Annotated in this window: 19 protein-coding genes; 12 read left to right on the top strand and 7 right to left on the bottom strand. The window is 70.5% G+C overall.

Annotated features, from left to right (window positions below; all coding sequences use genetic code 11):
• Positions 1–80: 80 nt before the first annotated feature.
• Complete coding sequence (locus OP497_RS09690) at positions 81–812, top strand: GntR family transcriptional regulator (RefSeq protein WP_280548003.1); 732 nt, start codon at positions 81–83, stop codon at positions 810–812.
• Between the two features lie 23 nt (positions 813–835).
• Here the strand turns inward: OP497_RS09690 and OP497_RS09685 are convergent, their stop codons facing one another.
• The 6 genes from OP497_RS09685 to OP497_RS09660 are packed head-to-tail and all read right to left on the bottom strand — an operon-like array spanning position 836 to position 6,022.
• On the bottom strand, positions 836–1,714 hold the full coding sequence (locus OP497_RS09685; protein WP_280548002.1) for an SMP-30/gluconolactonase/LRE family protein: 879 nt from the start codon (positions 1,712–1,714) through the stop codon (positions 836–838).
• Positions 1,714–2,325: a 2-dehydro-3-deoxy-6-phosphogalactonate aldolase gene (locus OP497_RS09680; RefSeq protein ID WP_280548000.1), complete on the bottom strand. Its 612-nt coding sequence runs from the start codon at positions 2,323–2,325 to the stop codon at positions 1,714–1,716. The genes OP497_RS09685 and OP497_RS09680 overlap by 1 nt, the downstream gene beginning before the upstream one ends.
• 10 nt (positions 2,326–2,335) lie before the next feature.
• Complete coding sequence (locus tag OP497_RS09675; RefSeq protein WP_280547999.1) at positions 2,336–3,343, bottom strand: 2-dehydro-3-deoxygalactonokinase; 1,008 nt, start codon at positions 3,341–3,343, stop codon at positions 2,336–2,338.
• Positions 3,340–4,110 carry an SDR family oxidoreductase gene (locus OP497_RS09670; protein ID WP_280547998.1) on the bottom strand — a complete coding sequence of 257 codons (771 nt, stop codon included), beginning with the start codon at positions 4,108–4,110 and terminating at the stop codon, positions 3,340–3,342. Before OP497_RS09670 ends, OP497_RS09675 begins: the two co-directional genes overlap by 4 nt.
• 17 nt (positions 4,111–4,127) lie before the next feature.
• Entirely contained in the window at positions 4,128–5,276 is a 1,149-nt protein-coding gene (dgoD, locus tag OP497_RS09665) for a galactonate dehydratase (protein WP_280547997.1), read from the bottom strand.
• The gene (locus OP497_RS09660) at positions 5,273–6,022 is read right to left on the bottom strand and encodes an FCD domain-containing protein (RefSeq protein ID WP_280547996.1); all 750 of its coding nucleotides are present in this window, start codon (positions 6,020–6,022) and stop codon (positions 5,273–5,275) included. Before OP497_RS09660 ends, dgoD begins: the two co-directional genes overlap by 4 nt.
• A 226-nt stretch (positions 6,023–6,248) precedes the next feature.
• Between OP497_RS09660 and puuE the strand changes: the two genes are divergently transcribed.
• From puuE to OP497_RS09605, 11 genes are all read left to right on the top strand, one after another.
• Entirely contained in the window at positions 6,249–7,187 is a 939-nt protein-coding gene (gene puuE / locus OP497_RS09655) for an allantoinase PuuE (protein WP_280547995.1), read from the top strand.
• A 231-nt stretch (positions 7,188–7,418) separates the two neighbouring features.
• On the top strand, positions 7,419–8,252 hold the full coding sequence (locus tag OP497_RS09650) for a bifunctional allantoicase/(S)-ureidoglycine aminohydrolase (RefSeq protein ID WP_280547994.1): 834 nt from the start codon (positions 7,419–7,421) through the stop codon (positions 8,250–8,252).
• 9 nt (positions 8,253–8,261) lie between these two features.
• Complete coding sequence (locus tag OP497_RS09645; protein ID WP_280547993.1) at positions 8,262–8,774, top strand: ureidoglycolate lyase; 513 nt, start codon at positions 8,262–8,264, stop codon at positions 8,772–8,774.
• Between the two features lie 93 nt (positions 8,775–8,867).
• Positions 8,868–9,611, top strand: a complete 744-nt coding sequence (locus tag OP497_RS09640; protein ID WP_280547992.1) for a GntR family transcriptional regulator — start codon at positions 8,868–8,870, stop codon at positions 9,609–9,611.
• A gap of 121 nt (positions 9,612–9,732) precedes the next feature.
• Positions 9,733–10,533: a molybdate ABC transporter substrate-binding protein gene (modA, locus tag OP497_RS09635; protein WP_280547991.1), complete on the top strand. Its 801-nt coding sequence runs from the start codon at positions 9,733–9,735 to the stop codon at positions 10,531–10,533.
• The gene (modB, locus tag OP497_RS09630) at positions 10,533–11,201 is read left to right on the top strand and encodes a molybdate ABC transporter permease subunit (protein WP_280547990.1); all 669 of its coding nucleotides are present in this window, start codon (positions 10,533–10,535) and stop codon (positions 11,199–11,201) included. The genes modA and modB overlap by 1 nt, the downstream gene beginning before the upstream one ends.
• Complete coding sequence (locus tag OP497_RS09625; protein WP_280547989.1) at positions 11,194–12,333, top strand: ABC transporter ATP-binding protein; 1,140 nt, start codon at positions 11,194–11,196, stop codon at positions 12,331–12,333. Before modB ends, OP497_RS09625 begins: the two co-directional genes overlap by 8 nt.
• A 10-nt stretch (positions 12,334–12,343) precedes the next feature.
• The gene (locus tag OP497_RS09620) at positions 12,344–12,877 is read left to right on the top strand and encodes a DUF192 domain-containing protein (protein ID WP_280547988.1); all 534 of its coding nucleotides are present in this window, start codon (positions 12,344–12,346) and stop codon (positions 12,875–12,877) included.
• Between the two features lie 201 nt (positions 12,878–13,078).
• Entirely contained in the window at positions 13,079–14,095 is a 1,017-nt protein-coding gene (locus OP497_RS09615; RefSeq protein WP_280547987.1) for a DctP family TRAP transporter solute-binding subunit, read from the top strand.
• Between the two features lie 75 nt (positions 14,096–14,170).
• Positions 14,171–14,647, top strand: a complete 477-nt coding sequence (locus OP497_RS09610) for a TRAP transporter small permease (protein WP_280547986.1) — start codon at positions 14,171–14,173, stop codon at positions 14,645–14,647.
• Complete coding sequence (locus OP497_RS09605) at positions 14,637–15,959, top strand: TRAP transporter large permease (RefSeq protein ID WP_280547985.1); 1,323 nt, start codon at positions 14,637–14,639, stop codon at positions 15,957–15,959. Before OP497_RS09610 ends, OP497_RS09605 begins: the two co-directional genes overlap by 11 nt.
• Here the strand turns inward: OP497_RS09605 and OP497_RS09600 are convergent.
• Positions 15,951–16,487, bottom strand: a complete 537-nt coding sequence (locus OP497_RS09600; RefSeq protein WP_280547984.1) for a macro domain-containing protein — start codon at positions 16,485–16,487, stop codon at positions 15,951–15,953. The two genes, OP497_RS09605 and OP497_RS09600, sit on opposite strands and share 9 nt — an antisense overlap.
• Positions 16,488–16,499 lie beyond the last annotated feature (12 nt).

The following is a 16,499-nucleotide window of genomic DNA, read 5'->3' as shown; positions in this document are numbered from 1 at the left end:
GCCGGCCGGTCGCCGGCAGGCCGGCGATATGTATACAATGATCGCGCATGCCGGTGACGATCAGGGGAGGAGGGGACTCGATGAACCAGCGCCAGACGGTTGCCGAACGTGGCGGCGCGGGCCGACCGGGCAAGAGGGGAGACGGCGCCGAGCGCCACGAGGAGATCCACCGCTCGATCAGCGATGCCATCATCGAGCACCGCCTCCGGCCCGGGGCGCGCCTGCGTGAGGACGCCCTGGCCGAGGTCTTCGGCATCAGCCGCACCGGCATCCGCAAGATCCTCCAGCGCCTGGCCCTGGAGCAGCTGGTCACGCTGACGCCGCGCCGCGGGGCCAGCGTGACCCGGCCCACGGCCGACGAGGCCAAGGACGTGTTCGACGCCCGCCAGATGGTCGAGTGCGGGCTGATGCCGGAGGTCGCCCGGCGCATCACCGCGGAGGACCTGCGCGAGCTTCGCGACATGGCCCTGCGCGAGCGCCAGGCGCTGAAGTCCGGCGAGCAGAGCACGGCGATCCGGCTGTCGGCGGACTTTCACGCCCGTCTGGCGTGCATCGCCGGCAATGCCACCCTGGCCGACTTCGTCGAGCGGCTCTGCTCGCGCTCCTCGCTGATCCTCGCCGTCTATGGCAACCCCGGCCACCTGGGCTGCGAGTCCCACGACCACGACGACCTGATCGGCCACCTGGCGGCCGGCAACGGGGAGCGCGCCCAGGCCTTCATGAGCCGCCACCTCAAGGCCATCGAGGCCTCCCTCTCCATCGTCGAGGAGGAGGCGGAGGCGCCGGACCTGCACCGGATCTTCTCTGACTGAAACGGATCTTCTCCGACTGAGGCTCAGGCCAGTCGTAGCGCCGGCTCGGCGAGGCCGGGCACCCCGGGGGCGGCGACGAAGAGGTGACCGGCGTCGGGCTCCTCCCGGCGCCGGGCCGGGTCCATGCCTTCCCGCGCGGTGGTGATGTAGAGCCGCTCGAGGCGCGCCCCGCCGAAGGCCGGGCAGGAGGGCTGCGAGGTCGGCAGCGCGATGGCGTCCACCTCGCGGCCCTTCGAGTCCAGGCGTACCACCCGGCTGGCGCCCCACAGGGCGAGCCACAGGTGCCCCTCCGCATCGACCACCGCCCCGTCGGGATTGCCCGGCCGCGCCGAGACGTCGGCCCAGGGGGCCGGTTCGCCCAGGGGCCAGCCCTCGCGGTCCAGCGCCCAGCGCATCACTACCCCGCTCGGGGTATCGGTGAACCAGGCGGCCTCGCCCCCGGGGGAGAAGCAGATCGCGTTGGGAATGGTCAGGCCTGTGCGCAGTCGGGTGAGCTCGCCGCGATGGAGGCGGTAGAGGCTGCCGGCACCGGGCTCGGCGCCCTTGCCCATGCTGGAGAGCCAGAGGCTGCCGTGGCGGTCGACCCGGGCGTCGTTGCTGCGGGTGATCGGGTTGTCGGCCTCGAAGTCGCAGAAGCGCTCCAGGGCACCGGTCGCCGGGTCGAATCGGCTAAGACGATCCTCGCCCACCAGCAGCAGGCCGCCGTCCTCGAGCGGGGCGGCCAGCGAGACCATCCGGTCGAGGTCATGATGCCCGGTGGCGCCGGAGGCCGGCTCTAGCCAGTGCAGCCGGCGGCCGAGGATATCGCACCAGTAGAGTCGGCCCGTGGCGGCGTGCCACTGCGGCCCCTCGCCGAGCTCGCAGCCGCAGGCGACCGCCACCCCGGCCCTGGCGCCGCTCATCATGGCTCACCGTCGGCCGCGCGCCAGGCGGCGACCAGCGACCTGGCCCGTTCGCCCACCTCGCCGGCGGTGAGGCCGGGGGTGTAGAGCGCGCTGCCCAGGCCGGCGCCGTCGACACCGGCGGCGCGCCAGGCGGCGAAGTTGCCGGCGCCGATGCCCCCCACCGCGTAGAGCCGGGTGCCCGGCGGCAGCACGGCGCGCAGGGCCTTCATGCCCTCGATACCGACCTGTACCGCCGGGAACAGCTTCAGCCCGGAGGCGCCGGCGTCCAGGGCGTCGAAGGCCTCGGACGGGGTCACCACGCCGGGCCAGGATTCCATGACCAGGTGGCGGCTCTCCTCGATCACCGCCGGGCGGCAGTTGGGGGAGACCACCAGGCGTCCGCCGGCCGCGAAGACGTCGCGCACCTGGCCCGGGGTCAGCACGGTGCCGGCGCCGATCAGGGCCCGGTCGCCCAGCGCCTTAGCGAGCCGGCGAATGCTCTCCAGCGGGTCGGGGGAGTTGAGTGGCACCTCGATGCGCTCGATGCCGGCGGCGAGCAGCGCCTCGCCGACCTCGACGGCATCATCAGGGGAGATGCCGCGCAGGATGCCGATCAGGGGAAGGGACATGAGTGATCTCCTAAGGGGGGCAGGCGCCGGGGGCGTGGCTCAGGCTGGCGTGGGCCAGCCCGAGGCCGGCCAGCACCGCGGTTTCGCCGTCGACGCGGCGGCAGTCGATGCCCTGCGCTTCCAGGGCCAGGGCATAGCGGGTGCAGAGTGCCTCGGCACCGACCAGGGTGACGGTCTCGCCCTCGGTCAGCACCGCCCGGGCGCCGGCCAGCTCCAGGCCGATCACCAGGCCCGAGAGGCGGGCCGCCAGTCGGGCGCCGCGTGCCTGGCCACTCGGCAGGTCGCCGTCCAGCAGGTCCTGGGCGCGCAGGCCGAACAGCCGGTTGCCGAAGCTCTCGGGGGCGGCAGCCACCTCCTGCACTGCCGCCACGAAGGCCTGGTGGTCGCCGGGCTCGGCCAGGTCGTCCTCGCCCTGCCCGTGATTCAGGGAGTGCCGGAGCACCGACTGGCCGGCGAGCCACTGGTAGAGCTCGCCGGTGAGGAAGGTGGCGAAGCGCGTGACCGCGCCGGCCTCGAGGCGGGCCCACTTGGCATGGGTGCCGGGCAGGCAGACGGGCCCCGAGGCCTCGCCTTCCCGGGCGACCAGGCCGGCGAGCTGGGTCTCCTCGCCGCGCATTACATCGAACCGGCGGCCGGCGTCATCGGGGTGCTGGCAGAGTCCCGGCAGCAGCGCGACGTCCAGGCGCGGACCCTCGACGGCGGGCCTGACCGCGCCCCGGGCCAGGCCATCCAGGCGCGTCGGCACCGGCAGGTAGGCGGCCTCCCGCCAGCCCTGGCGGGCGCCGGCCATGCCGCAGATGCGCACCGGTACGCGGCCATCAGCGGGCAGCCAGTCGCCGATCGTCGACAGCAGGGTGGCCTCGTAGTCGCTCGGGGCCAGCGACAGCATGCCGCGCTCGGACCCGGCCCGTGCCAGTACCTCGCCGTGCGCGTCCAGGGCCCAGGCGCGCAGGTTGCTCGAGCCCCAGTCCACGCCGACCCAGGCCAGGCGCTCGGCGATCTCGCGTGTCTGGCTCATGCCCGCCCTCCGTCGACGATCAGTTCCTGGCTGGTCATCATCCTTGAGGCCTTTGATGCCAGGAACAGGCAGGGGCCGATCATGTCCTCCACCGGAATCGCCTCCTTGAGGCACTGCTGATCCAGGCACTCGGCCAGGTCGGTGTCGTTGACCCACAGCGCCTTCTGGCGCTCGGTCATCACCCAGCCGGGGATCAGGCAGTTGACGCGGATGGCATCACCGCCGAGCTCTCGGGCCAGCGCCCGGGTCAGGCCCAGGATGCCGGCCTTGGCGGTGACATAGGTCGGGTAGCCGGAAAGGCCCAGGTGAACGCTGTTGGACGACAGGTTGATGATGGCGCCGCCGCCCAGCTCGCGCATGTCCTTCGCCACCGCCTGGGCGGTGAAGAACTGCGGGCGCAGGTTGGTGGCCAGCGAGTCGTCCCAGTCCTCGACGCTCCAGTCGTCCAACGAGTGGCGGGTGTCCCGGGCGGCGTTGTTGACCAGCACGCCGATCGGGCCGTGGGCCTTGCGGGCCCGGGCGATGGCGGCCTTGAGCGCCGCCACGTCGCGGATATCGCACTCGATGAACAGGGGCCGGTTGGCGTACTTCGCCTCCATGGCGTCGCAGAACTCGCCGGCGTCGGACAGGCCGACGAAGGCCACCTTCGCGCCCTGGGCCAGGAAGCCCTCGGTCAGCGCCGCGCCGATGCCCGAGCCGCCGCCGGTGATAAAGACGCTCTGGCCCTTCAGGTCGCCGAAGGCCAGATCGTGAAAATCGAAACTCATGTCGTTCTCCTTGTTCCCTACCATTCGGCGATGGAACCGTCCTCATGCGTCCACACCGGATTGCGCCAGCGGTGGCCGACCTGCGCGCGCTCCTCGACGAAGGCCTCGTCGATCTCCACGCCGAGTCCCGGCCCCTGGGGAATGGCGCAGAAGCCCTCCTCGATGGCCAGCGCGGACTTGTCGACCAGGTAGTCGAGCACGTCGTTGTCGCGGTTGTAGTGGATGCCCATGCTCTGCTCCTGGATGAAGGCGTTGTGGCACACCGCATCGAGCTGCAGGGAGGCGGCCAGGGTCAGCGGGCCGAGCGGGCAGTGCGGGGCCAGCGCCACGTCATGGGCCGAAGCCAGGGCGGCGATCTTCAGCCCCTCGCTGATGCCGCCACAATGGGAGAGGTCGGGCTGGATGATGTCGATCATGCCGTCGGCGAGCAGGTCGCGGAACTCGAAGCGGGTGTGCAGGCGCTCGCCGGTGGCCAGCGGATAGCCCAGGCCGCCGGCGATCTGCTTGAGGCAGGGCAGGTGCTCGGGGGCCACCGGCTCCTCGACGAACATCGGGTGGAAGGGCTCGAGCTCGCGCAGCAGCGCCTTGGCCATGGGGCGATGCACCCGTCCGTGGAAGTCGATGCCGATGCCCACGTCGGGCCCCACGGCGTCGCGGGCCTCCGCTACCCGGGCCACCGCCTCGTCGACCTTGCGGTGGGAGTCGACGATCGCCAGCTCCGGGGTGCCGTTCATCTTGAAGGCGGTGAAGCCCTGCTCGACCAGGGCCCGGGCGCCGGCGCCCACGTCGCTGGGGCGGTCGCCGCCGGTCCAGGCGTACATGCGCATCCTGTCGCGCACCGCGCCGCCCAGCAGCTGGTGCACCGGCACGCCCAGGTCGCGGCCCTTGAGGTCCCACAGCGCCTGGTCGATGCCGGCGATGGCGCTCATCAGGATCGGCCCGCCGCGATAGAATCCGGCGCGATACAGTGTGTTCCACAGGTGCTCGATGCGATGCGGGTCCTGGCCGACCAGGTAGTCGGCGAGCTCATGGACGGCGGCCTCGACGGTGGCCGCACGGCCCTCGATGACCGGCTCGCCCCAGCCGTAGCAGCCCGCGTCGGTCTCGATCTTGAGGAACAGCCAGCGCGGTGGCACCTGCCAGGTCTTGAGTCGGGTGATCTTCATGCGGGGTGTCCTTCGGTGTGGGAAGTGGGGGTGGGTATCAATCCCAGGTCCGTCGCCGTGCGCTCGAGCACCGCCCGGGCCGCCCGGCGAGCGGCCTGTGGCTGGCGCAGGCGGATCGCCTCCATCACCCGCCGGTGGCGTTCCAGGCTGTCCTCCAGGGAGGCGGCCTGATGCTGGGAGTGCTGGATCAGCGCGATGATGGAGGGACGCAGCAGGTGGCCCATCTGGCGCCACACCAGGTTATGGCTGGCCTGGTAGACGGCATCATGGAAGGCCACGTCATGCTCGGCGTGCTGCTGGTGCATGCCGGTGCCGGCGGTGTCGCGCATGCCCGCGAAAGCGGCCTCCAGGCGCGCCAGGTCACGGCCGTCGGCCGCCAGGGCGGCCAGCTCGGCCACCTGTGGCTCCGCGGAGAGGCGGAAGGCATAGATCTCGCGGACCAGGCGCGGGTCCGGACGGGCCAGCCCGGTCAGCCAGTCGCTCATCAGGGGATCGAGCAGGTGCCAGCCGGTAATCTCTCGCACCCGGCTGCCGCGTCCCGCGGTGCGCTCGACCAGACCGGTGGCGGCCAGGCTGGCCAGGGCATTGCGCACCCGATTGCGGCTCACGGCGAAGCGGTCGCAGAGATCCTTCTCCCGCGGGAAGTCGCTCCCGGCCGGCAGCTGCCCCGAGAGGATGGCGCGGGCGAGCACCGCCGCCAGGGCCGGGGCGCCGCCATCGGCGGGAAGGACAAGGTCGTCGAGCATCATCGGCTCCAGAAAATATCTGATCTTATAGTAGTTAATGTCAGACATTTTGCAAGGGGCACGATGGGTAGCGCGCCGATGAGCTATCCCCGCGCCGGCGAGGGCTTCGGCGAAGGGTTGCGGATGGGGTGGGTGCACTCTATCTTTGCATTGTATACACGATATCCGCCGCCGCCCGGCTCCTTCTCGACGGCGGAGGGTGCCAGAACAACCAGGAAGTTCCACCATGACGCACGTTCCCTCATCCGACTATCCCCGTGATCTGATCGGCTATGGCCGCACCCCCCCCCACGCCCACTGGCCGGGCGGGGCGAGGGTTGCCGTGCAGTTCGTGCTCAACTACGAGGAAGGCAGCGAGAGCTGCGTGCTGCATGGCGACGAGGGCTCCGAGCAGTTCCTCTCCGAGATCATCGGTGCCCCCGCCTTCCCTGATCGTCACCTGAGCATGGAGTCGATCTACGAGTACGGTTCCCGGGTCGGGGTGTGGCGCATCCTGCGCGAGTTCGAGCGCCGCGGCTTGCCGCTCACCGTGTTCGGCGTGGCCATGGCCCTGGAGCGCCACCCCGAGGTGGCCCATGCCTTCAAGGAACTGGGCCACGAGGTCGCCTGCCACGGCTACCGCTGGATCCATTACCAGGAGGTGCCGGAAGACGTCGAGCGTGAGCACCTGAAGAAGGCGATGGCGATCTTCCAGCGCCTCTATGGCGAGAAGCCGCTGGGCTGGTACACCGGCCGCGACAGCCCCAACACCCGCCGGCTGGTGCTCGATGAGGGCGGCTTCCTCTACGACAGCGACTACTACGGCGATGACCTGCCATTCTGGACCCGGGAGCGCGACAGCCAGGGCATCGAGCACGACCACTTGATCGTTCCCTACACCCTGGACAGCAACGACATGCGCTTCGCCGCGCCCCAGGGCTTCAACACCGCGGATCACTTCTTCACCTACCTGCGTGACGCCTTCGACGTGCTCTATGCGGAAGGGGAGGAGTCGCCGAAGATGCTCTCGGTGGGCATGCACTGTCGCCTGCTGGGCCGCCCCGGGCGCTTCCGCGCCCTGCAGTGCTTCCTCGACCATATCGAGGCCCATGATCGGGTGTGGGTGGCACGACGCGTGGATATCGCCCGCCACTGGGTGGAGCATCATCCGGCGCCGGCGCGCTGAGTTACATCGCACGTTAGGGTGAGTGCCATCCTGGCGAGAGTCTTTGAACTGCCGCTGCCCGAAGCGAGAGGCGCCGGGGACAGGTCTGGAGGGGGTCCTATGCCAGGGATGGCATCGGTAGCGCCCAGGGAGGGGTTCACAGCGCCCCCGAACAGGCCTGTCGACGGAACAGCCTCGAGCGATGTCTACGATGGCACGGCTTTCGGCCCCAACGTTTTTTCAGGACGCCCCATGAACCAACGTACCTACTATGCCCCTGCCGGCGGGCATCCGCCCCAGACCCAGCTGCTCTCCGACCGGGCGGTGTTCACCGAGGCCTATGCGGTCATCCCCAAGGGCGTGTTCGGCGATATCGTCACCAGCAACCTGCCGTTCTGGGAGGGCACCCGCCTCTGGGTGCTGGCGCGCCCGCTTTCCGGCTTCGCCGAGACCTTCTCCCAGTACATCATGGAGGTCGCCCCGGGGGGCGGCAGCGAGCGCCCCGAACTCGACCCCGAGGCTGAGGGCGTGCTCTTCGTGGTGGAGGGCGAGATGGTGCTGACCCTGGCCGGCGAGCGCCACCGCATGGTCCCCGGTGGCTATGCCTTCCTCCCGCCGGGAAGCCGTTGGCAGGTCAGGAACGAGGCCGAGGCCCCGGTGCGCTTCCACTGGGTGCGCAAGGCCTACGAGCGGGTCGAGGGCATCGAGGTGCCCGAGGCCTTCGTGGTCAACGAGAACGATATCGCGCCCCACGAGATGCCGGACACCGAGGGGCGCTGGGCGACCACGCGCTTCGTCGACCCGGCCGACGTGCGCCATGACATGCACGTCAACATCGTCACCTTCCAGCCCGGTGCGGTGATCCCCTTCGACGAGACCCACGTCATGGAACACGGCCTCTATGTGCTCGAGGGCAAGGCGGTCTACCACCTCAACCAGAACTGGGTGGAGGTCGAGGCCGGCGACTTCATGTGGCTGCGCGCCTTCTGTCCCCAGGCCTGCTACGCCGGCGGCCCGGGCCCGTTCCGCTACCTGCTCTACAAGGACGTCAACCGCCACCCGAAGCTGCGCCTGGGTGGCCGCTAGGAGGTCGACATGCTGCATCTGAAAGCCGAGCCGCTGACGCCCGAGGCCTTCGCCCCCTTCGGCGACGTCATCGATACGCGCACGGCGGACTGGTTTCCCATCAACGCCGGGAGGACCCGTCGCTACCACGACCTGGCGAGGGTCGAGACGCTGGGGGAGGAGGCGAGGGCGCTGATCAGCATCTTCGTCAGCCAGCCGGTGGCGATGCCGCTGGAACTTGACTTCCTGGAGCGCCACCCGCTGGGCAGCCAGGCCTTCATGCCACTCCATGAAGAAAGGTTTGTGGTGGTCGTCGCGCCACCGGGGGATCGGATCGATCCCGCCGAGGTGCGCGCCTTCGTCACCGACGGCCGCCAGGGGGTCAACTACCAGGCGGGCACCTGGCACGCCATCCAGTCGGTGCTGGAGCAGGAAGGGGAGTTCCTGGTGGTGGACCGGGGAGGCGAGGGCAGCAACTGTGATGAGACCCCTCTGGCGCTGCGGGTGACCCTCGCCGTGACCCCGGCACCTCGCCGTGTCTAAAACACAGGACTTGTATACGATGAACCTGTTTGATGAGGTCATTCCGCTCGCGGGATGAGACGCTGGCGGCACGAACAGGCAGGGGGACAGCGTATGCACGAGTGGCAGCAGGAGGTGCTGGCCGAGGTCAGGGCCGGAAGTCGCAACGGTGACCGTCGCATCGGCGACCGGGATATCGTCGACAAGGTGCGCCGAGCGGTGCTGATGCAGCGCCTGCCGCCCGGCACCCGGTTGCCGGAGGTGACCCTCGGCGAGGTCTTCGGAGTGAGTCGCTCGGTGGTGCGCAAGGCCCTGACCCGGCTGGCCTCCGAGCGCGTGGTGGACCAGCGTCCCAACCAGGTGGCACGGGTCCGCGCGCCGAGCATCGAGGAGACCCGCGAGACCTTCGCGGCCCGCCGCCTGGTGGAGGGGGAGGTGGCCGCGTTGCTGGCGGGCCGCCTCGATGCGGCCTCGCGGGACCGGCTCGCGGCACAGGCTCGGGACGAGATCGAGGCCCACGGGCGGGGCGACGAGCCGGCCCGCATCGAGCACTCTCTGGCCATCCACCACCTGCTGGCCGAGCACTCGCCCAACCGCGTGCTGGGGGCCATGCTCACCGACCTGATCCTGCGCACCTCCATCGTCATCGCTCTCTACAAGCGGCCGAACCTGGCCTCCTGCTTCCTGGAGGGCGATCACACGGCGCTGCTGGCAGCGCTCGAGCAAGGCGATGCCCAGGCGGCCCGGGAGGGCATCCAGCACCATCTGGTGAGCCTCGAGGCGCTGCTCGACCTGAGCCCCCGCGAGACCCGCATCGACCTGATGGCGATTCTCGGGCGTTCCCACCAGCAGGCCTGACCGAGTGCGAGGCCCTGTCTGACCCGCATCAAGGCCGAGGTGAGTTCCACGAGCTCGCCTTGTTCATCGGGGCAGGCCTGGTCGACAATGGCGCGACCCTATCGCCATTCGGGAATCCTGCATGTTCTCTTTCCTACGCTGGGCCCTGGTCGCCTGGCTCGTCCTGACCTCTCCTGCGGCCCTGGCCGAGGCGCCCACCGTGGCGGCGGCCTCGTCATTGCAGTTCGTGTTCCCCGAGCTCGTCGCGGCCTACCGTGACGAGACCGGCAATGATGTCAGGGTAAACTTCGGCGCCTCGGGCAACCTGAGTCGCCAGATCCTGCAGCATGCCCCCTTCGAGCTGTTTCTTTCGGCGGACGAGGCGAACGTGCGCGTGCTCGAGGAGGCGGGCCTCACCGAGGGGGAGGGCGTGGTCTACGCCGTGGGACGATTGGTCTGGTTGCAGGCCAGGGGACGTGGCGCGCTGCCCTCGAGCGATGAGCCGTTGGCCGGCGTGCGTGTGGCCATCGACGCCCACCGGGCCGGGCAGGACCGGCCGCGCATTGCCCTGGCCAATCCCGAGCATGCCCCTTACGGCGTGGCGGCCCGCCAGGCCCTCGACCATGCCGGGCTCTGGGAAGCGTCGGCCCCGCTGCGCATCCTCGGCGAGAACGTCTCCCAGGCCGCGCGCTTCGCCCTGGCGGACGAGGCCCGCGGCGGCCTGGTGGCCTACTCCCTGGCGCTGGCCCCGACGGTGGCCGAGCAGGCCGAACATGTCCTGATTCCCGCCGACTGGCACGCTCCGCTGGTGCAGCGCATGGCCTTGATCGATGGGGCCGGGGAGGGGGCGCGGACCTTCTATGCCTGGCTCCAGGGGGAGCAGGCACGGTCGATCCTCGAGCGCCGTGGCTTCGAGCCACCCCCGCGGGATGATGCCTCCTGATGGATTGGCCGGCGCTCTCGGTCTCGTTGCGCCTGGCGGCGTTGACCAGCCTGCTGTTGATTCCTCTGGGCCTCTGGCTGGGGCGCACCCTGGCGCTCTCGCGTTTTCGCGGCAAGCCGCTGTGCGAGGCGCTGGTGGCGCTGCCGCTGGTGATGCCGCCGACGGTGCTGGGCTTCTACCTGATGCAGAGCTTCGGCCAGCAGGCCCCCTTCGGTGCCGTCTGGGCCTCGCTGACTGGCACGACCCTCAACTTCACCTTCAGTGGCATCCTGCTCGCCTCGCTGGTGACCAACCTGCCCTTCGCCGTGCAGCCGATCCAGCGTGCCTTCGAGTCGATTCCCCCCAACCTGCGCGAGGCCGCCTGGTGCAGCGGCCTCTCGCCCGGCCGCACGCTGTGGCGCATCGAGCTGCCGCTGGTGTGGCCGGGGCTGGTTTCGGCCCTGGCGCTGACCTTTGCTCATACCCTAGGCGAGTTCGGCGTGATCCTGATGGTTGGTGGGTCGATCGATGGCGAGACCCGCACCCTGGCCATCGCCATCTACGACCGGGTGCAGGCCTTCGACGAATCTGGAGCCGCCGTCATGTCGGCCATGCTGTTGCTGGTCTCTTTCCTGACCATCGGGGTGGTCTACGGCCTGGCAGGACGCCGGAGGTGGCGGCGTGGCTGAGCCGGAACTGCCCGCGAGCCAGGCTCGCCTGGCGGTGCAGCTGCAGCAGGCGGGGCCGATCCCGCTGGACGCCGACTTCCACTGCGAGCCCGGCGAGCTGCTGGCCCTGGTGGGCCCTTCAGGGAGCGGCAAGACCACCCTGCTGCGGGCCATCGCCGGGCTCTACCGGCCGGCGCGAGGCGTGATCCACTGTGCCGGCGAGACCTGGTTCGATGCCGAGGCGGGGCGCTCGCTGCGTCCCCAGCAGCGTCGCGTGGGGCTGGTGTTCCAGGACTATGCGCTCTTCCCGCACCTGGATGCGCGCGCCAACGTCATGGTGGCCCTGGACCATCTGCCCGCCGCCGAGCGCGGTCGGGCCGCCGAGCAGTGGCTGGCCCGGGTGCGCCTCGACGGCCTGGCCGGCCGGCTGCCGTCCGAGCTCTCCGGCGGCCAGCGCCAGCGGGTCGCCCTGGCCCGGGCCCTGGCCAGAAGCCCGCGGGTGCTGCTGCTCGACGAGCCCTTCTCGGCGGTGGACCAGGTCACCCGGCGCCGCCTGCAACGCGAACTCGCCCTGCTGCGCGAGGAGATCCACATCCCCATCGTGCTGGTCACCCATGACCTCGACGAGGCCGCCGCCCTGGCCGACCGGCTCTGCGTGCTGCACGCCGGCCGCAGCCTGCAGCAGGCGCCGGCCGAGCAGCTCTTCCGCCGGCCGGCCAGCCCTGAGGTGGCGCGGCTGCTCGACCGCCACAATGTCTTCACCGGCAGGGTGGCCGCGGATGACGAGGGGCGCCGCCTGCAATGGGGCCCCTGGCGCCTGGAAGTGGCGGAGGGCCTGGCGGGACTGAGGCCCGGGCAGCGAGTCAGCTGGTACCTGCCGCCCTCGGACGTGGTCCTTCATCGTCGCGGCCGCCCCTCGCGGGGCGAACGCGAGAATCCGGTCCAGGGCCAGGTGGTAGAGATGGCGGTGTTGGGCGGCATCACCTCCGTGGCGCTGGCCTTCGATCACTGCGACGATACCCTGCGCTTCGAGCTCCCCACCCATGCGGCGCGGCGCAATGGCCTGGCCCGCGGCGAGGCGGTGGGGGTCTCGCTGCTGGCCGACGGCATCCACCTGATGCCCGACGCCCCTGTCACCCATCCCGACCGCTGAGGAAACTGCCATGAACGCCACCCGCCGCCAGCTGCTGCTGGGCCTGGCCCTGCTGCCCGCCGCCTCCCTGCTGCCGCGTGTCCTGCCCGCCGCCGGGCCCGATTCGGGGACACAGGCCCTCGAGACCGTCCCCCTGGTGATCCACGGCGAGCAGGGCCCCCGGCGCCTCGCGGTGGAGGTGGCGCGCACCATCCACCAGCGCAGCCGTGGCCTGATGGAACGCGACCAGCTGGCGGAGCAGGCCGGCATGCTGTTCCTCTACGACCGCCCCCAGTCCTCGCGCAACGGCTTCTGGATGTATCGCACGCGCATTCCGCTGGATATCGCCTTCATCGACGAGGCGGGCCGCATCGCCGAGATCCACCGCATGGCGCCGTGCACGGCCGCCCGGCCGGGGGAGTGCCCGGTGACGCGCCCCGCGGTACCCTATCGGGCGGCCCTGGAGGTCAATGCCGGCGCCTTCGAGGCGATGGGCGTGGCGGCGGGCGATTGTGTCAGCTGGCCGGGCGACGGCGGGCTCTGTGCGGGGGCCGCCGCGAAATGAATCCCACCGCGGGACGACGCGAAAGGTCCCAGAACAGCAAGTGCGTTGAACCCGGGGACAGGGCAGGGCGGCGTCCTGCCTTGCATGCACACGGGATGACAGGGCATCTTGAGGTTCGCGGCGTCGATGACGCCTACCTATAACGATGCCGGGCAGTCCCGTCGCGGGCCTGCCCCGAGCCCGACACAGCAAGGACACGCCATGAACTCGTCTCGTCACCTGACCCGGCTGGCCGCCCTGGCCGGCGTCGCCGCCGTCTCCCTCTCGCTGTCCGTCTCTGCCGCTCAGGCCCGCGAGCTCTCCGTCTCCACCGTGCTCTCCGATGCCTTCCCCTGGGGCCAGGCCGCCGAGAAGTGGGCCGAGCTGGTCGCCGAGCGCTCCGACGGCGAGCTGACCCTGCGGGTCTACCCCAATTCCCAGCTCGTCAACGGCGACCAGACCCGGGAGTTCTCCGCCATGCGCTCGGGGCTGATCGACGCCGCCGTGGGCTCGACCATCAACTGGTCGCCCCAGGTGCCGGAGCTCAACCTCTTCTCGCTGCCCTTCTTCATGGCCGACCTGGATGCCGTGGATGCGGTGACCGGCGGCGCCGCCGGCGAGATGGTCTTTTCCGCCATCGAGTCCCGTGGCGTGGTGCCCCTGGCCTGGGGCGAGAACGGCTTTCGCCAGCTCTCCAACTCGCGTGGGCCCATCGACGAGCCGGGCGACCTCGACGGCCTGAAGGTTCGCGTGGTGGGCTCGCCGCTGTTCCAGGACACCTTCTCGGCGCTGGGCGCCAACCCCACCCAGATGAGCTGGGCCGATGCCAAGCCGGCGCTGACCACCGGGGCGGTGGATGGCCAGGAGAACCCGCTCTCGGTGTTCGACGTGGCGCGCATCGACCAGGTAGGCCAGGAGCACCTGACCCTGTGGAACTACATGAACGACCCCCTGGTCTTCGCGGTGAACCAGCAGGTCTGGGACTCCCTCTCCGAAGAGGAGCACACCCTGCTGCGGGAGGCCGCCGAGGAAGCCGGCGCCTGGGAGATCGCCATGACCCGCGAGCAGGAACCCGAGCGCCTGGCGGCGATCAAGGCACGCGGCGTCACGGTCACCGAGCTCGACGAGGCGCAGCACCAGGCCTTCGTCGAGGCCACCGAGAACGTCCACGATGAGTGGCTGCCGCGCATCGGCAGCGAGATCGTCGAGGCGGCCCGCGCCGACATGCAGGGCGAGTGACCTCCCGCAGCGCCCGTGCCATCGGCCCCTCCGCGGGGCCGATGGCGTTTCCCACCCCATGACACCGCGACGCCCATGAAACGTCCCGATGCAAGACTCGAGCGCCTGCTGGCGACCCTGGCGATCCTGGTCATCAGCCTGATCAGCCTGGCCAACGTGCTGGTGCGCTATATCACCGATGCCTCCTTCGCCTTCACCGAGGAGTTCTCGGTGTTCCTGCTGGTGGTGCTGACCTTCGCCGGTGCCTCGGTGGCGCTGCGCCGCAACGGTCATATCCGTATCGGCCTGCTGGAGCGCGCCCTGCCCCGGGCCGCGCGCCAGGCGCTGATCCTCTTCCAGGGAGGCTGCGGGCTCATCGTGCTGGGGCTGATCACCTGGTTCGGGGGCAAGCTGACCTGGCAGGAGTTCCAGTGGGGTTCGCTCTCCCCGGGGCTGGGGCTGCCGCAGTGGTGGTACCTCGCCTGGCTGCCGCTGCTCTCGGGGCTGATGCTGCTGCGCCAGGTGCAGCAGACCCGCGATCGCCTGCGCGGGAGGCTCGAGGATGAGTCCTGATCTGTGGATGCTGCTGGCCTTCGCCGGCTTGCTGATCGCCGGGGTGCCGGTGGCCTTCTCGCTGGGTCTGGCCGGCGCCGTGGGGATACTGGCCGGGCTGTCGCCGGCCATGCTGGCCACACTCGGCACCAACACCTACAACAGCATCGCCAAGTACCCGCTGATCGCCATCCCGCTGTTCATCCTCACCGGCCTGATCTTCGAGCGGGCCGGGGTGGCGGCGCGGCTGGTGCGCTTCGCCCAGGCGCTGATCGGGCCGCGCCATGGCGGCCTCGCCCTGGTGGCGGTACTGGTCTGCATGATCATGGGCGGGATGAGCGGCTCGGGCCCCGCGGATGCCGCGGCGGTGGCCATGGTGATGCTGCCGAGCATGACCCGGGCCGGCTACCCCCGGCCCTTCTCGGCGACCCTGATCGCCGCCTCGGCCTCCACGGCGATCCTGATCCCGCCCTCGGTGGCGCTGATCCTCTACTCCATCGTGGTGCCGGGGGTCGACCTGCGGGCGCTGTTCGCTGCGGGGCTCTTCCCCGGCATCCTCGCCGGGTTGGCGCTGCTGGGGCCGGCGCTGCTGGTCTCCCGTCGCTATGGTTGGGAAGGGAGTGGCCGGGAAGGGGGCACGCCCGTGGAGGGGGCGGAGCATCCCCGGGTGGGCGAGAGCTTCAAGCAGGCGCTGCCGGCGCTGTTCGCCCCGGTGCTGATCCTCGGCGGGCTGCGCAGCGGGCTCTTCACCCCCACCGAGGCGGCCGTGGTGGCGGTCGCCTATGGCGCCCTGGTGGGCCTCTTCCTGACCCGGGAAATGAGCTGGCGGGACCTATGGGGGCTGCTCGGTGAGGCGGCGGTGATCTCGGGGGTGGTGATGCTGATCATCGCCCTGGCCGGCATCTTCGCCTGGGCCGGCACCATGCTCGGCACCTTCCGGCACCTGGCGGAGTGGATCGTCGGGCTCTCCGACAGCGGCCCCCTGCTGCTGGTCCTGGTCATGCTGGCGGTGCTGGTGGCCGGGATGCTGCTGGATGCCATCTCCATCTACCTGATCATGATGCCGATCCTGATTCCGGTGATGCAGCACTTCGGCTGGAATCCGGTGTGGTTCGGCATCCTGCTGGCGATGAACATCGCCATCGGCCAGTTCACGCCGCCGGTGGCGGTGAACCTGATGGTGACGACGGAGGTCGCGAAGGTCCGCCTGGAGCAGACCCTGGGCTGGGCACTGCTGTTCGTGGCGGCCATGGCGGGCGCGCTCGTTCTGGTGGCGGTGTTCCCCGAGATTGCCCTCTGGTTGCCGCGGATGCTGGGCTACAACCTAGGGTAGATGACCCCTGACTGCGCTCTCCAGGGTCGCCAGGGTGCGCTGGTAGAGCGCGGTGCTGTCGGCATCGAAGAGCACGAAGCGCACCCGCTCGATGCCCGGGCACTCGGGCAGCGTCTGCAGCACCGTGGCGAGCGCCACGCGGGCGGCCTCGGCCGGTGGGTAGCCGAAGGCTCCGGCGGAGAGGGCCGGAAAGGCGATGGAGCGGATGCCTTCGTGCTGCGCCAGTTCGAGGGCGTTGCGGTAGCAGGCGGCCAGCAGCTCGTCGGCGGGCTCGTCGACGCCGTAGACCGGCCCCAGGCAGTGGATGACGTGGCGGTTGGGTAGCCCGTGGGCACCGGTAATCACCGCCTGGCCGGGCCGGATCGGCGCCAGCGGGCGGCACTCTTCGGCGAGCCCGGGGCCCGCGGCGCGATGCAGGGCACCGGCCACGCCACCGCCGCTGCGCAGCTGTGCGTTGGCGGCATTGACCACGGCGTCGATGTCGGCCTGGCGGGCGATATCGCCCTGGACGCATTCGATGGTGCCCATCACGCTCTCCTC

Source organism: Halomonas sp. 11-S5 (assembly GCF_029889825.1).
GTDB lineage: Bacteria > Pseudomonadota > Gammaproteobacteria > Pseudomonadales > Halomonadaceae > Halomonas.
Note: the sequence above shows the minus strand (reverse complement) of the source record. Positions and strands in the feature narration are given on the sequence as shown.

Bases quoted from the DNA above. Each gene is read 5' to 3' on its own strand.
- OP497_RS09690 (WP_280548003.1), top strand. From the start codon at position 81: ATGAACCAGCGCCAGACGGTTGCCGAACGTGGCGGCGCGGGCCGACCG.
- OP497_RS09685 (WP_280548002.1), bottom strand. From the start codon at position 1,714: ATGAGCGGCGCCAGGGCCGGGGTGGCGGTCGCCTGCGGCTGCGAGCTC.
- OP497_RS09680 (WP_280548000.1), bottom strand. From the start codon at position 2,325: ATGTCCCTTCCCCTGATCGGCATCCTGCGCGGCATCTCCCCTGATGAT.
- OP497_RS09675 (WP_280547999.1), bottom strand. From the start codon at position 3,343: ATGAGCCAGACACGCGAGATCGCCGAGCGCCTGGCCTGGGTCGGCGTG.
- OP497_RS09670 (WP_280547998.1), bottom strand. From the start codon at position 4,110: ATGAGTTTCGATTTTCACGATCTGGCCTTCGGCGACCTGAAGGGCCAG.
- dgoD (WP_280547997.1), bottom strand. From the start codon at position 5,276: ATGAAGATCACCCGACTCAAGACCTGGCAGGTGCCACCGCGCTGGCTG.
- OP497_RS09660 (WP_280547996.1), bottom strand. From the start codon at position 6,022: ATGCTCGACGACCTTGTCCTTCCCGCCGATGGCGGCGCCCCGGCCCTG.
- puuE (WP_280547995.1), top strand. From the start codon at position 6,249: ATGACGCACGTTCCCTCATCCGACTATCCCCGTGATCTGATCGGCTAT.
- OP497_RS09650 (WP_280547994.1), top strand. From the start codon at position 7,419: ATGAACCAACGTACCTACTATGCCCCTGCCGGCGGGCATCCGCCCCAG.
- OP497_RS09645 (WP_280547993.1), top strand. From the start codon at position 8,262: ATGCTGCATCTGAAAGCCGAGCCGCTGACGCCCGAGGCCTTCGCCCCC.
- OP497_RS09640 (WP_280547992.1), top strand. From the start codon at position 8,868: ATGCACGAGTGGCAGCAGGAGGTGCTGGCCGAGGTCAGGGCCGGAAGT.
- modA (WP_280547991.1), top strand. From the start codon at position 9,733: ATGTTCTCTTTCCTACGCTGGGCCCTGGTCGCCTGGCTCGTCCTGACC.
- modB (WP_280547990.1), top strand. From the start codon at position 10,533: ATGGATTGGCCGGCGCTCTCGGTCTCGTTGCGCCTGGCGGCGTTGACC.
- OP497_RS09620 (WP_280547988.1), top strand. From the start codon at position 12,344: ATGAACGCCACCCGCCGCCAGCTGCTGCTGGGCCTGGCCCTGCTGCCC.
- OP497_RS09615 (WP_280547987.1), top strand. From the start codon at position 13,079: ATGAACTCGTCTCGTCACCTGACCCGGCTGGCCGCCCTGGCCGGCGTC.
- OP497_RS09610 (WP_280547986.1), top strand. From the start codon at position 14,171: ATGAAACGTCCCGATGCAAGACTCGAGCGCCTGCTGGCGACCCTGGCG.
- OP497_RS09605 (WP_280547985.1), top strand. From the start codon at position 14,637: ATGAGTCCTGATCTGTGGATGCTGCTGGCCTTCGCCGGCTTGCTGATC.
- OP497_RS09600 (WP_280547984.1), bottom strand. From the start codon at position 16,487: ATGGGCACCATCGAATGCGTCCAGGGCGATATCGCCCGCCAGGCCGAC.